This window comes from Streptomyces narbonensis, from assembly GCF_014649015.1.
Classification (GTDB): Bacteria; Actinomycetota; Actinomycetes; order Streptomycetales; family Streptomycetaceae; genus Streptomyces; species Streptomyces narbonensis.
Genome location: NZ_BMSF01000006.1, coordinates 60,791 through 78,506 on the forward strand (window position 1 = coordinate 60,791; position 17,716 = coordinate 78,506).

General features: G+C 73.5%; 15 protein-coding genes. 8 read left to right on the forward strand and 7 right to left on the reverse strand.

The genetic code is table 11. The features are described from left to right. Positions 1–237 precede the first annotated feature (237 nt). Positions 238–2,694 carry a protein serine/threonine kinase AfsK gene (gene afsK / locus IE124_RS12980; protein ID WP_189507879.1) on the forward strand — a complete coding sequence of 819 codons (2,457 nt, stop codon included), beginning with the start codon at positions 238–240 and terminating at the stop codon, positions 2,692–2,694. A gap of 134 nt (positions 2,695–2,828) precedes the next feature. On the opposite strand, the gene IE124_RS12985 is transcribed toward afsK, so the two are convergent. Continuing rightward, a complete protein-coding gene (locus IE124_RS12985) occupies positions 2,829–3,446 on the reverse strand; it encodes a hypothetical protein (protein WP_189507880.1) in 618 nt (205 codons plus the stop codon). A gap of 125 nt (positions 3,447–3,571) precedes the next feature. Between IE124_RS12985 and IE124_RS12990 the strand changes: the two genes are divergently transcribed. After that, positions 3,572–4,180 (forward strand): hypothetical protein, encoded by a 609-nt coding sequence (locus IE124_RS12990; protein ID WP_189507881.1) that lies wholly within the window; start codon positions 3,572–3,574, stop codon positions 4,178–4,180. Here IE124_RS12990 and IE124_RS12995 read toward each other — a convergent pair. Genes IE124_RS12995 through IE124_RS13005 form a run of 3 tightly spaced genes read right to left on the reverse strand, consistent with a single transcriptional unit; the run spans position 4,146 to position 6,517 of the window. Then, the gene (locus tag IE124_RS12995) at positions 4,146–4,922 is read right to left on the reverse strand and encodes an enoyl-CoA hydratase/isomerase family protein (protein ID WP_189507882.1); all 777 of its coding nucleotides are present in this window, start codon (positions 4,920–4,922) and stop codon (positions 4,146–4,148) included. The genes IE124_RS12990 and IE124_RS12995 overlap by 35 nt on opposite strands. Beyond that, a complete protein-coding gene (locus IE124_RS13000) occupies positions 4,923–5,354 on the reverse strand; it encodes a Zn-ribbon domain-containing OB-fold protein (RefSeq protein WP_189508130.1) in 432 nt (143 codons plus the stop codon). Between the two features lie 20 nt (positions 5,355–5,374). Beyond that, a complete protein-coding gene (locus IE124_RS13005; RefSeq protein ID WP_189507883.1) occupies positions 5,375–6,517 on the reverse strand; it encodes a lipid-transfer protein in 1,143 nt (380 codons plus the stop codon). A gap of 85 nt (positions 6,518–6,602) precedes the next feature. On the opposite strand from IE124_RS13005, the gene IE124_RS13010 reads away from it, so the two are divergent. Genes IE124_RS13010 through IE124_RS13020 form a run of 3 tightly spaced genes read left to right on the forward strand, consistent with a single transcriptional unit; the run spans position 6,603 to position 8,884 of the window. Then, positions 6,603–8,150: a FadD3 family acyl-CoA ligase gene (locus tag IE124_RS13010; RefSeq protein WP_189507884.1), complete on the forward strand. Its 1,548-nt coding sequence runs from the start codon at positions 6,603–6,605 to the stop codon at positions 8,148–8,150. 42 nt (positions 8,151–8,192) lie between these two features. Next, positions 8,193–8,492: a hypothetical protein gene (locus IE124_RS13015; protein ID WP_189507885.1), complete on the forward strand. Its 300-nt coding sequence runs from the start codon at positions 8,193–8,195 to the stop codon at positions 8,490–8,492. After that, a complete protein-coding gene (locus IE124_RS13020) occupies positions 8,489–8,884 on the forward strand; it encodes a hypothetical protein (protein ID WP_189507886.1) in 396 nt (131 codons plus the stop codon). The genes IE124_RS13015 and IE124_RS13020 overlap by 4 nt, the downstream gene beginning before the upstream one ends. On the opposite strand, the gene IE124_RS13025 is transcribed toward IE124_RS13020, so the two are convergent. Beyond that, complete coding sequence (locus IE124_RS13025; RefSeq protein ID WP_189507887.1) at positions 8,872–10,275, reverse strand: DUF2079 domain-containing protein; 1,404 nt, start codon at positions 10,273–10,275, stop codon at positions 8,872–8,874. The genes IE124_RS13020 and IE124_RS13025 overlap by 13 nt on opposite strands. Before the next feature lie 95 nt (positions 10,276–10,370). Here IE124_RS13025 and IE124_RS13030 point away from each other — a divergent pair, with 95 nt between their 5' ends. After that, on the forward strand, positions 10,371–11,051 hold the full coding sequence (locus IE124_RS13030) for a response regulator transcription factor (RefSeq protein ID WP_189507888.1): 681 nt from the start codon (positions 10,371–10,373) through the stop codon (positions 11,049–11,051). Then, complete coding sequence (locus IE124_RS13035; RefSeq protein ID WP_189507889.1) at positions 11,044–12,579, forward strand: ATP-binding protein; 1,536 nt, start codon at positions 11,044–11,046, stop codon at positions 12,577–12,579. Before IE124_RS13030 ends, IE124_RS13035 begins: the two co-directional genes overlap by 8 nt. A 223-nt stretch (positions 12,580–12,802) precedes the next feature. Here the strand turns inward: IE124_RS13035 and IE124_RS13040 are convergent, their stop codons facing one another. Beyond that, a complete protein-coding gene (locus IE124_RS13040; RefSeq protein ID WP_189507890.1) occupies positions 12,803–13,012 on the reverse strand; it encodes a hypothetical protein in 210 nt (69 codons plus the stop codon). 222 nt (positions 13,013–13,234) lie between these two features. Further along, complete coding sequence (gene afsR / locus IE124_RS13045) at positions 13,235–16,288, reverse strand: SARP-family global regulator AfsR (RefSeq protein ID WP_189507891.1); 3,054 nt, start codon at positions 16,286–16,288, stop codon at positions 13,235–13,237. A gap of 177 nt (positions 16,289–16,465) precedes the next feature. Here afsR and IE124_RS13050 point away from each other — a divergent pair, with 177 nt between their 5' ends. Further along, positions 16,466–17,713 carry an amidohydrolase family protein gene (locus IE124_RS13050; protein ID WP_189507892.1) on the forward strand — a complete coding sequence of 416 codons (1,248 nt, stop codon included), beginning with the start codon at positions 16,466–16,468 and terminating at the stop codon, positions 17,711–17,713. Positions 17,714–17,716: the final 3 nt, after the last annotated feature.

A 17,716-nucleotide genomic window follows, 5' to 3' on the forward strand; every position in this document is an offset into this window, starting at 1 on the left:
GGTGCATCCGCACTGTGAGCTTCCCACCGCCCACCGTGCCACCGACATCCGCACAAACGCGCCGCTACCGCACATGTGCATCACAACAAGCGACATCTCGAACACTCACTCGCATTCGCGAAAGTCGAACAGGCGACACCCCGATCCGCCCCCGGGTTCGCAACCAGGCCCTCGGACAGGAAGAATCAGGGCCACGGGGCCGTACCTTCATGGCCCGTACGGGGAGGTGGCAGGCAAGTGGAACAGCTGACGCAGCACGACCCGAGACGTATCGGGCCCTTCGAGGTGCTGGGCCGGCTCGGCGCGGGCGGAATGGGCCTGGTCTATCTCGCGCGCTCGGCCTCGGGCCGGCGCGTGGCGATCAAGACCGTGCGTACGGAGCTCGCCGAGGACCAGCTGTTCCGGGTCCGCTTCACCCGGGAGGTGGAGGCCGCCCGGGCAGTCTCGGGCTTCTACACGGCCGCCGTGGTGGACGCCGACCCGCGTGCCGCCGTGCCGTGGCTGGCCACCGCCTATGTCCCGGCGCCCTCCCTCGAAGAGATAGTGAACGAGTGCGGGCCGCTCCCGGCCCAGGCCGTGCGCTGGCTCGCGGCCGGTGTCGCCGAGGCCCTCCAGTCCATCCACGGTGCGGGCCTGGTCCACCGCGACCTCAAGCCCTCCAACGTCCTCGTCGTCGAGGACGGCCCCCGGGTGATCGACTTCGGCATCGCGTCGGGCGTCTCCAACACGCGCCTGACCATGACCAACGTCGCCGTCGGCACCCCCGCCTACATGTCGCCCGAACAGGCCCGCGACTCGCGCAGCGTCACCGGCGCGAGCGACGTCTTCTCGCTGGGCTCCATGCTGGTCTTCGCCGCCACCGGCCACGCGCCCTTCCACGGCGCCAACCCGGTCGAGACCGTCTTCATGCTGCTGCGCGAGGGCCCGGACCTGGAGGGCCTGCCCGAGGAGCTGCGGCCCCTCATCGACTCCTGCATGCAGATGGACGTCACCCGGCGGCCCAGTCCGGCCGATCTCCAGGCCCAGCTCGCGCCGCACCTCTTCGGTCCCGGCAGCGACGACAGCGGCACGGCCTCGGCCTGGCTGCCGCACCGCGCCACCGCCATGATCGAGGACCGGCGCAACGGCGGCCGCTCCGCCCCCGGACCGGCCGCGCCGCCGATGCCGCCGCGCCCGCCCCGCGAGCCCGCCGACTGGTCCGGCGACCCGCGCTCCCCGGAGCCCGGCCCCCGGCACCCCGAGCCCTCGCACGTCGGCGGCCGGCAGCCCGAGCCCGCGCACCTCGGCGGCCGCCACGCCGGTCCCGCCGAGAGCGCCGGCGGCCCCGTCCGGCTGGGCGGCGCCACCGTCCCGATCGGCCCCGGCCCCCGGGTCTCCGACACCCGGGCGGCGCTCGCCGTCGGCCGGAGCGCCGACGCGGGCCCGGCGACCGGCTGGATCCGGCCGCCCGCCGGCGGAGCGCACGGCGCCGAGCCCGGCCCGCTGCCGGGCTCGCGCCCCGTCGCCGTACCCCCGCAAGGTGATCCGGCCGCCCCGGCGCAGCCGCCGGAGCCCGGTCCCTGGCGGCCCTGGCGCTTCCGGATGTCGAACGACGTCTGGGGCACCCCGGTCGTCGAGGGCGACCTGCTCTACGTGACCTCCTTCGAGGTGCACGCGCTGGACACCGGGAGCGGGCGGCGCCAGTTCAAGACCCGGGACGTGGCCTGGTCGATGGCCGTCTCCTCGGGCCGTATCCACGCCTCCGACGGGCCCACGCTGTACGCGCTCGACGCGACCGACGGCAGCGAGCGCTGGCGGCTGCACACGGACGCCTGGGTGTACTCCCTCCAGGTGGACCGGGGCACGGTCGTCACCGGGACGCGCGGCGGCGGGGTCCAGGGCTGGGAGGCCTCCAACGGCGCCAAGCTGTGGGAGATCACCGGTGCCCAGACCGACTTCGAGACCCCGGAGGCGGGTCCCGCCGTGCACGGCGACACCGTGTACGTCTGGAAGGACGCCCGGCTCCTGGCCCTCGACGCCCGGACGGGCGTGGAGCGCTGGTCGTACCCGATCGGCGATGCCGCCTCCTGCGCCAACGTGCCGGTCCGGGTCGCCCCGGCCGAGGACGGCTGTGTGTACGTCTCCGCCGGCACGCGGGTCCTGTCGATCGACATCGCCGCCGGCCACGTCCGCTGGCACTTCGAGGCGCCCGCCGTCTTCCTCTCCCCGCCCGCCTTCGCGCCGGGACCGGCCGTCACGGGCGGCGGGGTGTACCTCTCCGACCACCTCGGCACGGTGTACGCGCTCGACGCCACGACCGGTCAGGACCGGTGGCGGATCGCGACCGAGCCGCGCCAGTCGGCCGAGCCGGTGCTCGTAGCCGACGGCAACGTCCACGTCGGCAGCGGCAGCGCGCTCTACACGCTCGACGCGGTCACCGGCACCCCGAGGTGGCGGTTCGCGGCGGGCGGCGAGCTCGTCGGCTCCCCGGTCGTCGCCGACGGCCGGGTGCACTTCGGCTCCGCCGACCACGTCCTCTACACGCTGGACGCGACCGGCGGGCAGCTCCGCTGGAAGCTCGCCACGGGCGGCGAGATCACCGGCTCGCCGGTGGCGAAGGGCGGGGTCGTGTACGCCTGTAGCAAGGACCGCTGCGTGTACGCGCTCGACGCGGTCAAGGGCACGGCCACGGGCAGAGGGTCCGCGCCCCGCTGACGACGGCTCCCCCGCTGACGAGGGTGCCCGCTGAGGGGAGGGGCCCCTGATTGACGGGAGGGGCCCCTGACGGAAGGGGCCCCTGACGGAAGGGGCCCCCGACGGGAGGGGGCCCCTGACGACGACGGCCCCCGCTATCGCGGTGGGGGACCCGGGGGTCCGTCCCGGTCCGGGTCCCAGGTCGGGACGTCGTAGGGCTGTGTGGGCGCGGCATACGGGGTCGAGGCCTGCGGGTGGTGCTGCGGTCCGTCCCCGACCTCCGTGACGGGCGGCGGTCCGTCCAGCGTGGGGTGGGTGGGCCGCGGCTCGTGGTCCGCCCGGTCCAGCCGGTGTCCGTGGTGGTGCCGGCCGGACATGACGAGCGCGCCGAGGAGCAGCAGCACCCCGCCGCCGAAGGCGTTGGCGACCCCGTCGCCCAGGCCCGTACCGTCGCCGGAGATCACGAGGCTGCCTTCGGCCTGCCCGACGCGCACCATCCAGAAGATCGTGAAGCCGAGGACGACGAGCCCGGCGAGGGCGACGAGGAGCCGGGAGCGCAGGGCGACGCCGAGGACCGTGACGAGGGCGGCGAAGGCGAAGGGCAGGAGGATCGAGCCGAGCACGTCGGCCCGTGCGTCCGTGATGCCGGTGAACAGCTCGTCGATGGCGTAGTCGCGGCCGTGACGGCCGTCGTACCAGGCACGGAAGGGGCTCCAGACGGCGGCCGTCGCTCCGGCGAGGGCCAGGACCGAGCCGATGACGTTGCGGATCATCGATCGGCCTCCTAGACGGTCCGGCTCTCGCTCCCGACGCTACGCCGGGTGCGGGGGGCCCGCCATTTGCGGTCCGCCACACCCCTTAGGGTGTGGCGCGGACACGACAGCACGAGGGAGGACCGATGGTGCGCACGCGCCTGAAGATGGCGGCGACGCTCACGGTGGTGGTGCTTGCGCTGACCGGATTCCAGACCGGCCACGGCAGCAGCAGCGGCGGCGGCAGCGGGAAGAGCAAGAGCAAGAGCCGAGGCTCGGACGACGACTCGGGCGGCGGCTGCTCCAGCGACGAGAAGAGCAACGACGACTACAGCGGCTCGGGCGGCTCGGGCGGTTCCACGGGCACGGCATCGCCCGCCCCCACCTCGGCGACGGTGAAGGTCGAGGTCGTCGTGGTCGACTGCGTGAAGCCCGCCCGGAAGAAGCGCAAGGGCAAGCCCGCCCGGAAGGCGGACACCACGGCGACCCTGAAGGCCGTCTCGCGGGACGCGCTCCCGGGGACGTACTGGGTGACCCTGCAGTTCAGGAACGCCTCGGGGACGATGGTGGACCTCGGCGAGGCCGAGGTCACCGTCGGGAGCCACGAGACGAAGACGTTCGAGGTCGAGATGGAGAATCCGCAGTACGTCGACCGGGTGACGGACTGCTGGGTCTACGAGGTGCGCAGGCACGAGACCACCGCGACGCCCACCGTGACGCCTACCGCGTCCGGTACCCCTTCCCCCGCCCCGTGAACAGCCCCGCCTGACGCTCCGGTGTCAGGTTCCCCAGCGCGACCAGGTGCGGTGCGTGGGCGAGGGCCGGGGCGCGGGACGCCTCGGTGACCGACCAGAGCGCCCGGACCGTGCCCTGGACGGCCTCGGTCGGGTGCGCGGCGACGACGGCCGCGGCCCGCAGGGCGGCCCCCAGAGCCCCGCCGGCCGGGGTCAGCTCGGAGACGAGCCCCGTCTCGTAGGCGCGCCGGGCCGAGACCCGTTCCGCGCTGCCCATCAGGGCCATCCGGGCGATCTCCCCGTAGGGCATCCGCTGGGCCATGTGGATGGTCTCGAAGGCGCTGACCATGCCGTAGGTGGTGTGCGGGTCGAAGAAGGTGGCGTCCTCGCCGGCGACCAGGAACTCGGCCTCGCCGAGCAGGTAGAACGCCCCGCCGCAGGCCATGCCCTCGACGGCGGCGATCACCGGTTTCCACAGGTCGTTCGCCTTGGGGCCGATGGTGAGCAGGGGGTCGTCGATCGTGTACGGGGACGAGGGCTGCGGGATGTCCCCGACGGCGTCCCGGTCGATCCCCGTGCAGAAGGCCCGCCCGCCGGATCCGGTGACGACGATCGCGCGGACCTCGTCCTCGTACCGGAATCCCCGCCAGACGGCGGCGAGTTCGCGGGCCATGTCCAGGGTGATCGCGTTGTGCTTCTCCGGCCGGTCGAGGGTGACGACCGCGACCCCGGTCTCCTTGTCGCGGTCGACGCGGACGGCCATCTAGCCGCGCTCCAGGAGCCAGCGGGGGACCGTGACGCCGTCGACCTCGGTGAAGGCGACCCTCACCGCGGCGCCGATGCGCAGCCGGCCCGGGTCGAGCGAGTTCAGGGGTGCGTCGGGGGCGGTGACGACGTTGCCGGCGAGGCGGATGCGGGGGGCGTCGGCCAGCTCGACGAGGACCGCGTTGTACCCGGGCTGGGCGGCGTAGTCGGGCAGGAGCGGCGGGTGGGGCAGGACGTACGACCAGATGCGGCCGCGTCCGGACATGAGCCGCCACTCGCTGTCGAAGGAGTGGCAGTGCGGGCAGCAGGGCCGGGGCGGGAAGCGGAGCTCGCCGCAGTCGGGGGCCGCGCAGGCCTGGACGCGGAGCTCGCCCCGGGCGGCGTACTCCCAGAAGGGGGCGCCGTCCTCGTCGGTGACCGGTGTCAGCATCGGCATGGTGTCTCGGCTCCTCAGGCTCGAAGGAGGATCGCGGAGGTGGGCACGCCCTCGCCGGCCGTGACCAGGCAGGTGGCGGCGTCGGGCACTTGGGCGGTGGAGCTGCCGCGGAGCTGCTTCACGCCCTCGTTGATGAGGTTGAAGCCGTGGACGTACGCCTCGCTCAGTCCGCCGCCGCCGGTGTTGAGGGGCAGCCGGCCGCCGATCTCCAGCGCGCCGCCCTCGGTGAAGGCGGCGCCCTCGCCGCGCCCGCAGAAGCCGTAGCCCTCCAGGGAGAGCGGGACGAGCGGGGTGAAGGCGTCGTAGATCTGGGCGACGTCGACGTCCTGGGGCCCGAAGTCGGCCTGTTTCCAGAGGTGTCGGGCGGCGGTCCAGGCGGGTCCGGAGAGCGGGTCGTCGTTCCAGTAGTTGACCATGCCGTGGTGCTGGGCGGGCAGGCCCTGGGCGGCGGAGTGGACGTAGACGGGCTTCTGGCGGCAGTCGCGGGCCCGTTCGGCGGAGACGATGACGCAGGCGAGGGCGCCGTCGGTCTCCAGGCAGTTGTCGAAGAGGCAGAGGGGCTCGCTGATCCAGCGGGAGGTCATGTACATCTCGCGGGTCAGCGGGCGCTCGTACATGATCGCGGCGGGGTTCTGGTTGGCGCGGTTGCGGCAGGCCAGCGCGACGTTGAAGAGGTGGTCGCGGGTGGCGCCGTACTCGTGCATGTAGCGGCGGGCGAGCATGCCGATCTCGTCGGCGGGGCGGAGCAGCCCGAAGGGGCGGGTCCACTGGCCGGGGGTGGGCAGCTGGGCGGCGGTGTTCTTCCACGGGCGGGGGCCGGAGCCCCGCTTCCGGGAGCGCCAGGCGACTCCGACGCTCGCCTGGCCGGTGGCGACGGCGGCGGCGAGGTGGCCGACGGTGGCGCAGGAGCCGCCGCCGCCGTAGCCGACCTTGGAGAAGAAGGTGACGTCGCCGGCGCCGATGGCCTTGGCGACCTCGACCTCGTCGGTCTCCTCCATCGTGTACGAGGCGAAGCCGTCGACCTCGGAGGGGTCGATCCCGGCGTCGTCGAGGGCGGCGAGGATCGCCCGGCAGGCGAGCGCCTTCTCGGACTCGGGGAGGTGTTTCGCGAAGGCTGTCTGTCCTATGCCGACGATGGCCGTGGCGTCCTTGAGCACCGGACCTCCTTTTGGGGCAGCACTGCTGACAGCGCGTCAGGTTACAACTAATCTGACGGATAGTCAGCTACAGGGAGGGGTGGGCATGCGCGGCGACCTGGAGTGGGGCACGATCCCCGGGCTCGTGCGGGCGGCGGCCGAGCGGTACGGGGAGCGGGAGGCCGTCGTCGACGGACGCGTCCGCGTCACCTACGCCGAACTCGGCGAGCGCGTCGAGCGGGCGGCCGCCGCCTGCATCGCCACCGGAGTACGGGCGGGGGACCGGGTGGCGATCTGGGCCCCCAACACCCTCGACTGGATCGTCTCGGCGCTCGGCGCCGTCTCCGCGGGCGCCGTCCTCGTCCCCCTGAACACCCGCTTCAAGGGCACCGAGGCCGCCCAGGTCCTCCAGCGCTCCCGGGCCCGCCTGCTCTTCGTCACCGGCACCTTCCTCGGCACCTCGTACGTGGCCTCCCTGCGCCGCTCGGGCGTGGCGCTCCCGCACCTGGAGAAGGCCGTCGTCCTCGGCGACACCGCGCCCGACGACGCGGGATGGACGACCTGGAAGGCCTTCCTCACGGAGGGCGACCGGGTGCCGGCCGCGCGGGTGCGCGCCCGGGCCGACGCGATCGACCCCTCGGACCCCTCCGACATCATCTACACCTCGGGCACCACGGGTCGGCCCAAGGGGGCCGTCATCGGCCACGCCCAGAGCCTGCGCTGCTACGAGGTCTGGTCCGAGCTCGCCGGCCTCCGGGAGGGTGACCGCTACCTCGTCGTCAACCCGTTCTTCCACACCTTCGGCTACAAGGCCGGGGTCCTCGCCTGCCTCATGCGGGGCGCGGTGATCGTCCCGCAGTCCGTCTTCACCGTGGACACGGTCCTCGCCAACATCGCCGCCGAGCGCATCACGGTCCTCCCCGGACCGCCCACCCTCCACCAGTCCCTCCTGGACCACCCGGCCCGCGCCGGCCACGACCTCTCCTCGCTCCGCCTCGTCGTGACGGGCGCGGCCGTGGTCCCGCTCCGGCTCGTCGAACGCCTCCGCACCGAGCTGGGGATCGGCACGGTCCTCACCGCGTACGGCCTCTCCGAGGCGAGCGGCCTCGTCACCATGTGCCGCCGCGACGACCCCGCGGGGACGGTCGCCACGACCTCGGGCCGGCCCGTTCCCGACACCGAGGTCAGGCTCTCGCCGACCGGCGAGGTCCTCGTCCGCGGCCACCACGTCATGCGCGGCTACTTCGAGGACGAGGAGGCGACGGCGGCGGCGATCGACGAGGACGGCTGGCTGCGCACCGGGGACGTCGGAGTCCTGGACGAGGCGGGGAACCTGCGGATCACGGACCGGCTGAAGGACATGTTCATCGTGGGTGGCTTCAACGCCTACCCGGCCGAGATCGAGCAACTCCTGGGCCTGCACCCGGACATCGCGGACGTCGCGGTCGTCGGCATCCCCGACCGGAGGCTCGGCGAGGTCGGCAAGGCCTTCGCGGTGCGCCGGGCGGGGGCGCGGGTGACGGCGGACGACCTGATCGCCTGGTCGCGGCGGGAGATGGCCAACTACAAGGTCCCGCGAGAGGTCGAGTTCGTGACGGAGCTGCCGAGGAACGCGAGCGGGAAGGTGGTGAAGGGGGAGCTGCGGGGGCGGTAGGCGTGTGAGGTGGATCACTTGCGCGGTGGTATGGTGACAGGTATGGCAACGAAGAAGTACACCGTGACGCTGCCCGAGGAACTCGCCGAGGAGATCCGCCGCGAGGTGGGGCAGGGCGGCTTCAGCGCGTATGTCACGCAGGCCATACAGCGCCAGCGGGAGCAGGACCGGCTGGGGGAGCTGGTGGACTGGATGGAGAGCGAATTCGGCCCCGTCACCAAGGAGGACCTGGCGGCCGCCGAGGCCGAGCGGCAGGAGATCATCCGCTGGCACGAGGAACGAGTGGCGCGTGAGCGCGCGGAGTCCGACGTCCCGGAGGAGCGTCGGGCGGACGCCGCATGACCGAGATCTGTTACGTCCTGGACAGCGAGGGGCTTTCCAGGACGGTGCTCGGCGACCCCGTGATGAAGGCTCGTCTCAAGGATGCGCGTGGCGTCGGCGTTCGCGTGGTGACCAGCTCCATGACGATGATCGAGGCCTACCACTCCAAGGTCCCCCACCCGGCCTGGAGATGGCTCCTCTCCCGGATCATTGTCGAACCCGTCACGGAGGAGATCGCGGACTCGGCGATCAGCGTTCTGAAGAACGCCGGTCTTCATGGACACAAGTACGCGATCGACGCCGCGCTCGCGGTGATCGCGGGGCGGCAGAGGGGGCTCGTGACGGTGTTCACCTCCGACGAGGACGACATGACCAAGCTGTGTCCGCTGCACGTGCGGGTTCAGCGCGTCTGACCCCGCTCACGCGCGAGAACGACGATCCCGGCCTCGTCGCGTACGACCCGCCACTCGCCGTCGTCGGCGGCCTGCCGCAGCACGCGCCCGACCGCCCCGGCGGGCCAGGCATCCGTCCGGTCCGCCACCAGCCACTCCACGGCGGGGCTCCGGCCGAGCACCCCGTCCGCGACCAGGTGCACGGTCGCCCGGTCGGTCAGGTGCGGGGCCAGGCTGTTGCTCGCCGCGACCCGGGCCCCGGCGGGCACGAGGGCCAGCGCCTCCCGCGCGGCCACCTCCCGCGGGCTCGTCCGCCAGAAGCCCGGCGTGGCCAGGGACGCCAACGGCTGCGTGGGCAGCAGCAGGAGCGCCACGGCCACCGGCACGGACAGCGGCAGCCGTACGCCCCGGCGCAGCGCGTCGACCAGTGCGGCGAGCGCGATCGGCACGAGGACCGCCGAATAGTGCAGGCCCGGCTCCCAGTGCGCCGGATTGGCCGAGGTGAACCGCCAGGCCAGCGTCGGCAGGAGCAGCAGGGCGAGCGGGCTGCGCACGACGAGCCCGCCGGTCACGGCGAGCAGCAGCAGGACGGTCAGCACCTTCACGTGCCAGCCGTCGAGGAGCCCGTACGCACCGGTGACCTGGCCCGCGTACAGATACCGCCCGTCCGGCGCGAGGGCCGGGACCACCCCGTACACGATCAGGACCGTGCCGAGCGCGGAGCCGGCGGCGAGGGCGAGCCCGGTGCGGCGGTCCTGCCGGGCGAGCAGCAGCCCGAAGACGGCGGTGGTCGCGCCCAGGTCCTCCTTCACGAGCAGCAGGGCGGCGGCCCAGCACGCGGCGGCGCGGGTCCGCCCGTCCAGATAGGCGCGGCAGGCGAGGGCGAGCAGGGGCACGGCGAAGGCGACCTCGTGGAAGTCGAAGCCGACGAGCTGCTGCACCCCCCAGCCGAGCCCGCACGCCGATCCGATCGCGAGCGCGGCGAACTTCCTCCCGGGGAGGTGCTGTTGGGCGGTGCGGGCGAGGACGTACACGGCGAGCGCGACGAGCGCGGCCTGCGCGACGAGCAGCGTGCCGACGTGCGGGGCGAGCCGGTAGAGCGGCGCGAGGAGGGCCAGGACCGGGTGGAAGTGGTCGCCGAGGAGCGGATACGCGTCGGCGGCGAAACCCGGCGGGGCGGTCGCGGCCCGGATCTCGGAGGCGGGCGCCCGCCCCTCCGCGTAGGCGCGCACGGCCTGCCCGAAGATCCCGAGGTCGTATCCCGTGGTCCGGAAGCGGGTGTGCTCGCGCAGCGCGAACACGCTGAAGAGGGCGAAGAAGACGGCGCCGAGGAGCGCGGGGACGGAGCGGGAGGCGGTGGGCGGCGGTGTCAGGGGCCGGCGCCCGGCCGCGGGCTTCATGATCAAGGCCATGAGGGGGAGCCTCGGCGAGCGCCCCTGAGGTGGTCCTGAAGAAGCCTGAGGATTTACTCAGCCCCGGCTGCTGCGGCCCGGCGATACTCGGTCCCATGCGCGTACTGGTGATCGAGGACGAGGAGAGGATCGCCGCCTCGCTGCGGCGCGGCCTCTCGGCCGTCGGGTACACGGTCGACGTCGCCCACGACGGCGTCACCGGGCTCCACATGGCCCGGGAGCACCGCTATGCGGCGGTCCTCCTCGACATCATGCTGCCCGGCCTCAACGGCTACCAGGTCTGCTCCCGGCTGCGCGCCGAGTCCAACGACGTGCCGGTGATGATGCTGACGGCCAAGAACGGCGAGTACGACGAGGCCGAGGGCCTCGACACGGGCGCCGACGACTACCTGGCCAAGCCCTTCTCGTACGTCGTCCTGGAGGCCCGCCTCCGCGCCCTCCTCCGCCGCGGCGGCGCCCGCACGCGCACCCGCCTGGAGTGCGGCGACCTCTGGCTCGACCAGGCCCGCCGGACCTGCGGCCGGGGCGCGGCCGACATCGCGCTCACGCCGAAGGAGTTCGGGGTGCTGCAGTGCCTGCTGACGCGCCCGGACGAGGTCGTCCCGACGCTCGACATCCTCGACGAGGTCTGGTCGGCGGACTTCACGGGCGACCCGAACATCGTGCACGTCTACATCAGCGCCGTGCGCCGGAAGATCGACGCGCCCTTCGGGCGGACGACGATCGAGACGGTGCGGGGGGCGGGGTACCGCGTGGTGGGGGGCGGTCGTGGCTGAACGGCGGGAACGTCCGGGCCGGACCGCGCCGACCGCGACGACCCCGCGCCGCCGCCGGTACCGGCCGGTGTGGGCGTCGGGACTCGCCGCGACGCTGGTCGTGGCGGCGGCGGTGATCTGGCTGGAGGCGCGGGACCGGGCGGTCGGGCCGATCCCGACGGCGATCCCCGAGATGATCGCCACCGACCGGGTCGGCCCGCAGATCGCGTTCCTGGCCTGGCCCGGCTGCCTCCTCGGCGCGGTGGGCGTCGGCGCCGTCGGCTGGCTCGCGGGCCGGGGGCACGCGCCGGCGGCACGCCTGCGGGCGGCGGCGGCCGCCCTCCTCGCCTCGGGAGCCCTCCTCGCCACGTACACCCAGTGGCTCGTCCGGGAGAACCCGATCAAACCGTGGCTGGTCGCGGAGGAGGCGTACCGCTGGGGGCTGATGTTCATCGGCCCCTCGACGGGACTGCTCACGGCGGCCGCCGCGGCGGCGGCGCTCGGCGGCGGTGCGGGCCGGCTGCCGTACCGCGACCGTACGGTCCTGGTGGCGGCGGCGACGACCGGCGGGCTGTTCGCGGTGACCATCGAGGTCCTGCGACGGGCGCAGCCGGAGCACCAGGAGCCGTGGACGAACACGTACTGGGTCACGCTGATCATCGGGGTGCCGCTCGTCGCCCTCCTCACCGGCCTCCTCGTCCACGTCACCGCCGCGCGGGCCCTGCGCCCCGTCGAGGCGATCCGCCGTGAACTCGCCGACATCACCGGCCAGTCCCTCGACCGCCGGGTCCCCGTACCGCCCACGGACGACGTGATCGGGCGCCTCGCGGAGACCACCAACGACACCCTCGACCGCCTCGAACAGGCCTCCGCCCGCCAGCACCAGTTCGTCGCGGACGCCGCCCACGAACTCCGCAGCCCGCTCGCGGCGTTGCGCGCCCAGCTGGAGACGGCCCTGCGGCACCCGGACTCGGTCACCGACTGGCCGGAGGTGGTGGCGGGCGCGGCGGCCGACGTCGTACGCCTCCAGGCCCTCACCGACGACCTGCTGCTCCTCGCCAGCCACCGGGCGACCGCGCCGGCGGGCGAACCGGTCGACCTGGCGGCGCTGGCCGAGGACCTGGTCCGCGAACACGAGCACCTGCCGGATGCGACGGGCCTTCGTCTCACGTGCCGGATCCCGGCGGCGCCGACCCTCGCCCACGGCAACCCGACCCGCCTGGAACGGCTCCTCCGCAACCTCCTGGCGAACGCCTGCCGCCACGCGGAGACGCGGGTCGACGTCACGGTGGAGGACGACGGCACCTGGACGTGGCTCACCGTGTCGGACGACGGCCCGGGCATCCCGCCCGCCGATCGATCCCGCGTCTTCGACCGCTTCACCCGCCTCGACGCCTCCCGCACCCGCACCTCGGGCGGCGCGGGCCTGGGCCTCCCCATCGCCCGCGACATCGCCACCCACCACAGGGGCACACTGACGATCGAGGACTCGGACCACGGGGCGCGCCTGGTGGCCCGCTTCCCGGCGGGCGCCCGCTCGTCCTGTTGACCCCCGGCGCACCCCCTGCACGCACGTCGGAGGGGCCGGGCAGATGCCCGGCCCCTCCTTGTGCGGTGGTCCGATCGCGTTGCGCACGGGCCCTGCCCGGACGGAATCCCCCTGGTCCCGTCGGGTGTCCCCCGAGTCCGTGTGCTCCCCCGTCGACCGGACCTCCCTGGCCCCGGCGGCTCCCCCGAAGTCGCCGCCGCGGGCTTTCCCCGTCGGGAATGGTCTACTTGGCCGGCTTGAACGGCTCTGACGTGGCGTGCAGGTCCTTGGTCACGATGGCGGGGTCCTGCTCCGGGTGGAGAACCTTGTCCGCGATCGCGTTGGCGGGCTCGGACGTGGCGTGCAGGTCCTTGGTGGTGATCTGCTCACCCGTGCCCGTGGCGTGCAGGTCCTGCGGCTTGACGATCGGGTCCGTGGCGTTGGTGTCACCCATGGTGGTCCCCTCCTGGTGGATGGCTTGGCGTGCTGGTGTGCGGAGCCCGTCCGGCTGTTCCCCCGTGGACGGCCGGTCGGGCTCCTCCGGGCCGTTCACCCTAGTGCGTGCGGGTGATGACCTCACCGGCGAACCGTCTGCCCCCCGACGCGACGGATCGATGAGAAGAATTCTGCCGAAGGGTGATAAACGAATGATGAACGCCCGATCGGAGGCTGGTGATCAGGCGGCCGCGCGGGGGGTCAGCAGAGCCCTGACCTCGAACGCCTCCGGTACGTTCAACTCCTCGTAGATGTCCAGCGCCTCCTGCCAGCACACCTGTGCGCGGCCGGACTGCCCGATGCCTGCGAGCGCTCGTCCGAGCACCGTGAGGACCTGCCCCCTCCGCCAGTCGCCCCCGATGCCCCGGAGCACGGTCAGGGCCTTCTCCGCGCAGGCGGCAGCCGCCCCGTACCGCCGGGCAGCGATGTCGACCTCCGCGATGCGGAAGAGGCTCATGCCCTCCCACAGCCTCTGGCGGCAGTCCACGAACACGGCGAGGGCCTCCCGGAGCCGTTCGCCCGCCGCCGTCAGGTTGCCGCTCTCGGTGAGGGCGAGGCCGAGGGCGTACCGACCGTTCGCTCCCCGCAGCGCGTGGCCCATCTCGTCGTACATGGCCACGCCTTGCTGGGCCATGCGTACGGCATCCTCCTGGCGCCCTGTCGCGAGCCGGATACGGGAGATGTTGCAGAGGGCCGCCGCCTCGCCGGCCCGGTCCCCGGCCCTGCGGAACTCGTCGACGGCAAGAGTGAGGTGCTCGTCTCCGTCCGCGTAGCGCTTCTGGTAGAGCGCGATGGCGCCCCGGGCGTTCGAAGCCCAGCACGTGGGGAGCGGGTCCCCCACGGAGCGGGCCATGCCGACGACCTCCTCCGCCTCGCGGTCGGCCTGGTCGAAGCGGCCCTGGTGATGGTGGACGTACGCCAGCGTCAGCGCCGCCCGGCCCTCCGCCCGGACGTCCCCCGCCGTGCCCGCCGCCCCCCGCAGGACCGTCGCGACCGCCTCGTACTCCTTCGAGTTCGCGCCCGACTCCGCGAGGTCCAGGGACGCCCACAGGAGGTCCACCGCACGGCGGAGGGTCGCCGGGGAGGCGGCCGACTGGCGGACCGTGGCCAGGAGGCAGTTGGCCTCGGCGTAGAGCCAGTCCTGGGCCTCGTGGCGGTCCGTGAAGGTCAGGCCCTCGTAGGCCGTCGGCTCCAGGTGGTCCACCAGACGGTCCCCGGGGCGCTCGATCGCGTAGACCCGCGCCGCCGTCGACAGGTAGAAGTCCAGGAGGCGCGAGAGCGCCGCCTCCTTCTCCGTCGGCGGCTGTTCGTCGCGGTCCGCGCACGCACGCGCGTAGAGGCGGACCAGGTCGTGGTAGCGGTAGCGGCCGGGAGCCGCCGATTCCAGGAGGGACGTGTCGACCAGGGCCTCCAGGAGGTCCTCGGTGTCCCAGAGGGGGAGGTCCAGGACGGCCGCGGCGGCCGCGAGGGAGATGTCCGGGCCGTCGGCCAGGCCCAGGAGGCGGAAGGCGCGGGCCTGGGCCGGTTCGAGCTGGCCGTAGCCGAGTTCGAAGGTCGCCTTGACCGCGAGGTCGCCCGCCTGGAGCTCGTCGAGGCGCCGCCGCTCGTCCGCCAGCTTCGCCGCGAGGACCGAGACCGTCCAGGTGCGGCGGGCCGCCAGGCGGGAGGCCGCGATGCGGATCGCGAGGGGGAGGAAGCCGCAGGCCGCGACCACGTCGAGGGCGGCTTCCCGCTCGGACTGGACGCGCTCCGCGCCGACGATCCGCGTGAAGAGCTGGAGCGCCTCCTCCGGGGACATCACGTCCAGGTCCACCAGGTGCGCACCCGCCAGGTCGACCATCCGGATCCGGCTGGTCACCAGGGCCGCGCAGCCGGCCGTGCCGGGCAGGAGCGGCCGGATCTGCGCCGCGTCGCGGGCGTTGTCCAGGAGCACCAGGACCCGGCGGCCGTCGAGCGTCGAGCGGTAGAGCGCGGCGCGGTCGTCGAGGGAGTCGGGGATGGCCGAATCCGGTGTGCCGAGCGCGCGCAGGAAGGAGCCGAGGACGGTCTCCGGGGCCGCGGCGCGGTTCCCCGCGCCCTGGAGGTCCACGTAGAGCTGGCCGTCCGGGAAGTGCGGCCGGGCCTCGTGGGCCACGTGCACCGCGAGGGTCGTCTTGCCGACGCCGCCGATGCCCGCCAGCGCCGAGACGGCCATGACATGGCCCTCGGCGGTCGCGAGCCGGGCCCCCAGCTCCCGCACGAAGGAGGTGCGGCCCGTGAAGTCGGGCACGGTGGCCGGGAGTTGTGCCGGGCGGGCCGGCGGTGCGGCGGCGGGGGCCGCCTCCTCGACCGGGCGGGCGAGTTCGGCGTCACCCTGGAGGATGCGCTGCTGGAGCCGGGAGAGTTCGGGGGTCGGGTCGACGCCGAGCTCGTCGGCGAGGAGCCGGCGCGTGTCCGCGTACACGGCGAGCGCCTCCGCCTGCCGGCCGCCCCGGTAGAGGGCGAGCATCAGCAGCTCGCGGAGCCGCTCGCGCAGCGGGTGCGCGGCGGTCAGCGCGGAGACGGCCTCCGCGTGCGCGCCGACCTCCAGGTCGATGTCCAGGCGGGTCTCCAGGAGCGTGAGCCGCCATTCCTCCAGCCTGGTCCGCTGCGTCTCGGCGTACGGGCCGGGTACGGAGGCGAGCACCTCGCCGTCCCACAGTGCGAGGGCCTCCGCGAGCCGCGCCCGCGCGCCCGCCCGGTCCCCGGACGCCCGCAGCTTCTCGGCCCCGGCGGCCAGTTCCTGTGCGGTGAGGAGGTCCAGGGCCTTGGTGCGCAGGGCGTAGCCGCCGGACTCGCTGACGAGGACCTTCGGGTCGAGGGCCTTGCGGAGCCGGGAGGCGTACGTCCGTACCGCCGCGAGGGCCTGCGAGGGCGGTTCCTCGCCCCAGAGCGCGTCGATCAGCTCGGAGGCGGTGGCGGTGCGCCCGCCGCGCAGGAGCAGGGCGGCGAGCAGGGCACGCTGCTGGGGTGACCCGGTGGGAAGCGCCTCGCCACCGCGCCAGGCACGCACGGGCCCGAGCACGCCGAACCGCAGCTCGCCACCGGTCGCGCCCTCCGTGCGGGCGCCCGCTTCGGGTCCCGTACCCGGGGTCGCACCCGTACTCGTACCCGTATGCGCTCTTTCCTCGGAACCCGTGCCCGCGCCCGCGTCGGCACCCGCGCTCGCCTTCGGAGCCCGCTGCACCGGAACTCGCGGCCCGTCTTCACGGCCCATAGCTCCCCCTGCCTACCGCTGGTTTCGCCCAGGACAGTCTGCCTTGTCCGGAGGGAGTCCGTCAGCATCGGGTCGGCCGAGAGCGGGGGCTGGAGCGGGCCTGGTACCGCGCCGTTGCCGGACCGTTGTGCGACACGATAGCTGACGGGTCGTCAGATCGACGCTACCGTAAAAGCCATGGAGAGCATGGAGAGCACGGAGACAGCGCCCGAGACCTTCCCGAGGATCATCTCGGTCGACGACCACACCGTGGAGCCCCCGCACGTCTGGCGGGACCGGCTCCCGTCCCGCTTCCACGACACCGGACCCCGGATCGTCCGCGCCCCCCTCAAGGAGATGACCTTCCTCGGCGGCAAGTTCGCGCCGGTCATGGGGGCCAAGGGCGACGACGGACCCATCGGCGACTGGTGGGTCTACGAGGACCTGCACCGGCCCCTCACCCGCCTCGACACCGCCGTCGGCTACGACAGGGACGAGATACGGCTCGAAGTCATCACGTACGAGCAGATGCGGCCCGGCTCCCACTCCGTCCCCGACCGCCTCGCCGACATGGACGTCAACCACGTCCAGTCCGCGCTCTGCTTCCCCACCTTCCCGCGCTTCTGCGGGCAGACCTTCACGGAGGCGGGCGACCGCGAGCTCGGCCTGCTCTGCGTCCGCGCCTACAACGACTGGATGGTCGAGGAGTGGTGCGGCCCCGAGGCCCACGGCCGACTCGTCCCGCTCACCCTCATCCCGCTCTGGGACCCCGAGCTCGCCGCCGCCGAGGTCCGCCGCAACGCCGCGCGCGGGGTCCGGGCCGTCGCCTTCTCGGAGATCCCGCCCCACCTCGGGCTCCCCTCCGTCCACACGGACCACTGGGACCCCTTCTTCCGCGCCTGCGACGAGACCGGCACGGTCATCGCCATGCACATCGGCTCCTCCAGCCGGATGCCGTCCACCTCCGCCGACGCCCCGCCGGCCGTCGGCTCCACCATCACCTTCGCGAACTGCTGCTTCTCGATGGTCGACTGGCTGATGAGCGGCAAGTTCGAGCGCTTCCCGAACCTCAAGATCATGTACGCGGAGGGGCAGATCGGCTGGATCCCGTACATCCTGGAGCGCGCCGACGTCGTCTGGGAGGAGAACCGCGGCTGGGGCGGGGTCGCCGAGAAGGTGCTGCGCCCGCCGTCCGAGCTCTTCGCCGGCCATGTCTTCGGCTGCTTCTTCGACGACGCCTTCGGGCTGCGGAACCTCGACGCGATCGGCGTCGGGAACGTCCTGTACGAGACGGACTACCCGCACTCCGACTCGACCTGGCCCAAGTCGCGGGAGGTGGGCGAGTCCCAGATGGGCCACCTGGCCCCGGACGTCGTCGAGCGGATCGTGCGAGGCAACGCGATCGACCTGCTGGGGCTGTCGCCGGAGGGTCTCTGGCGGCCGTAGCGG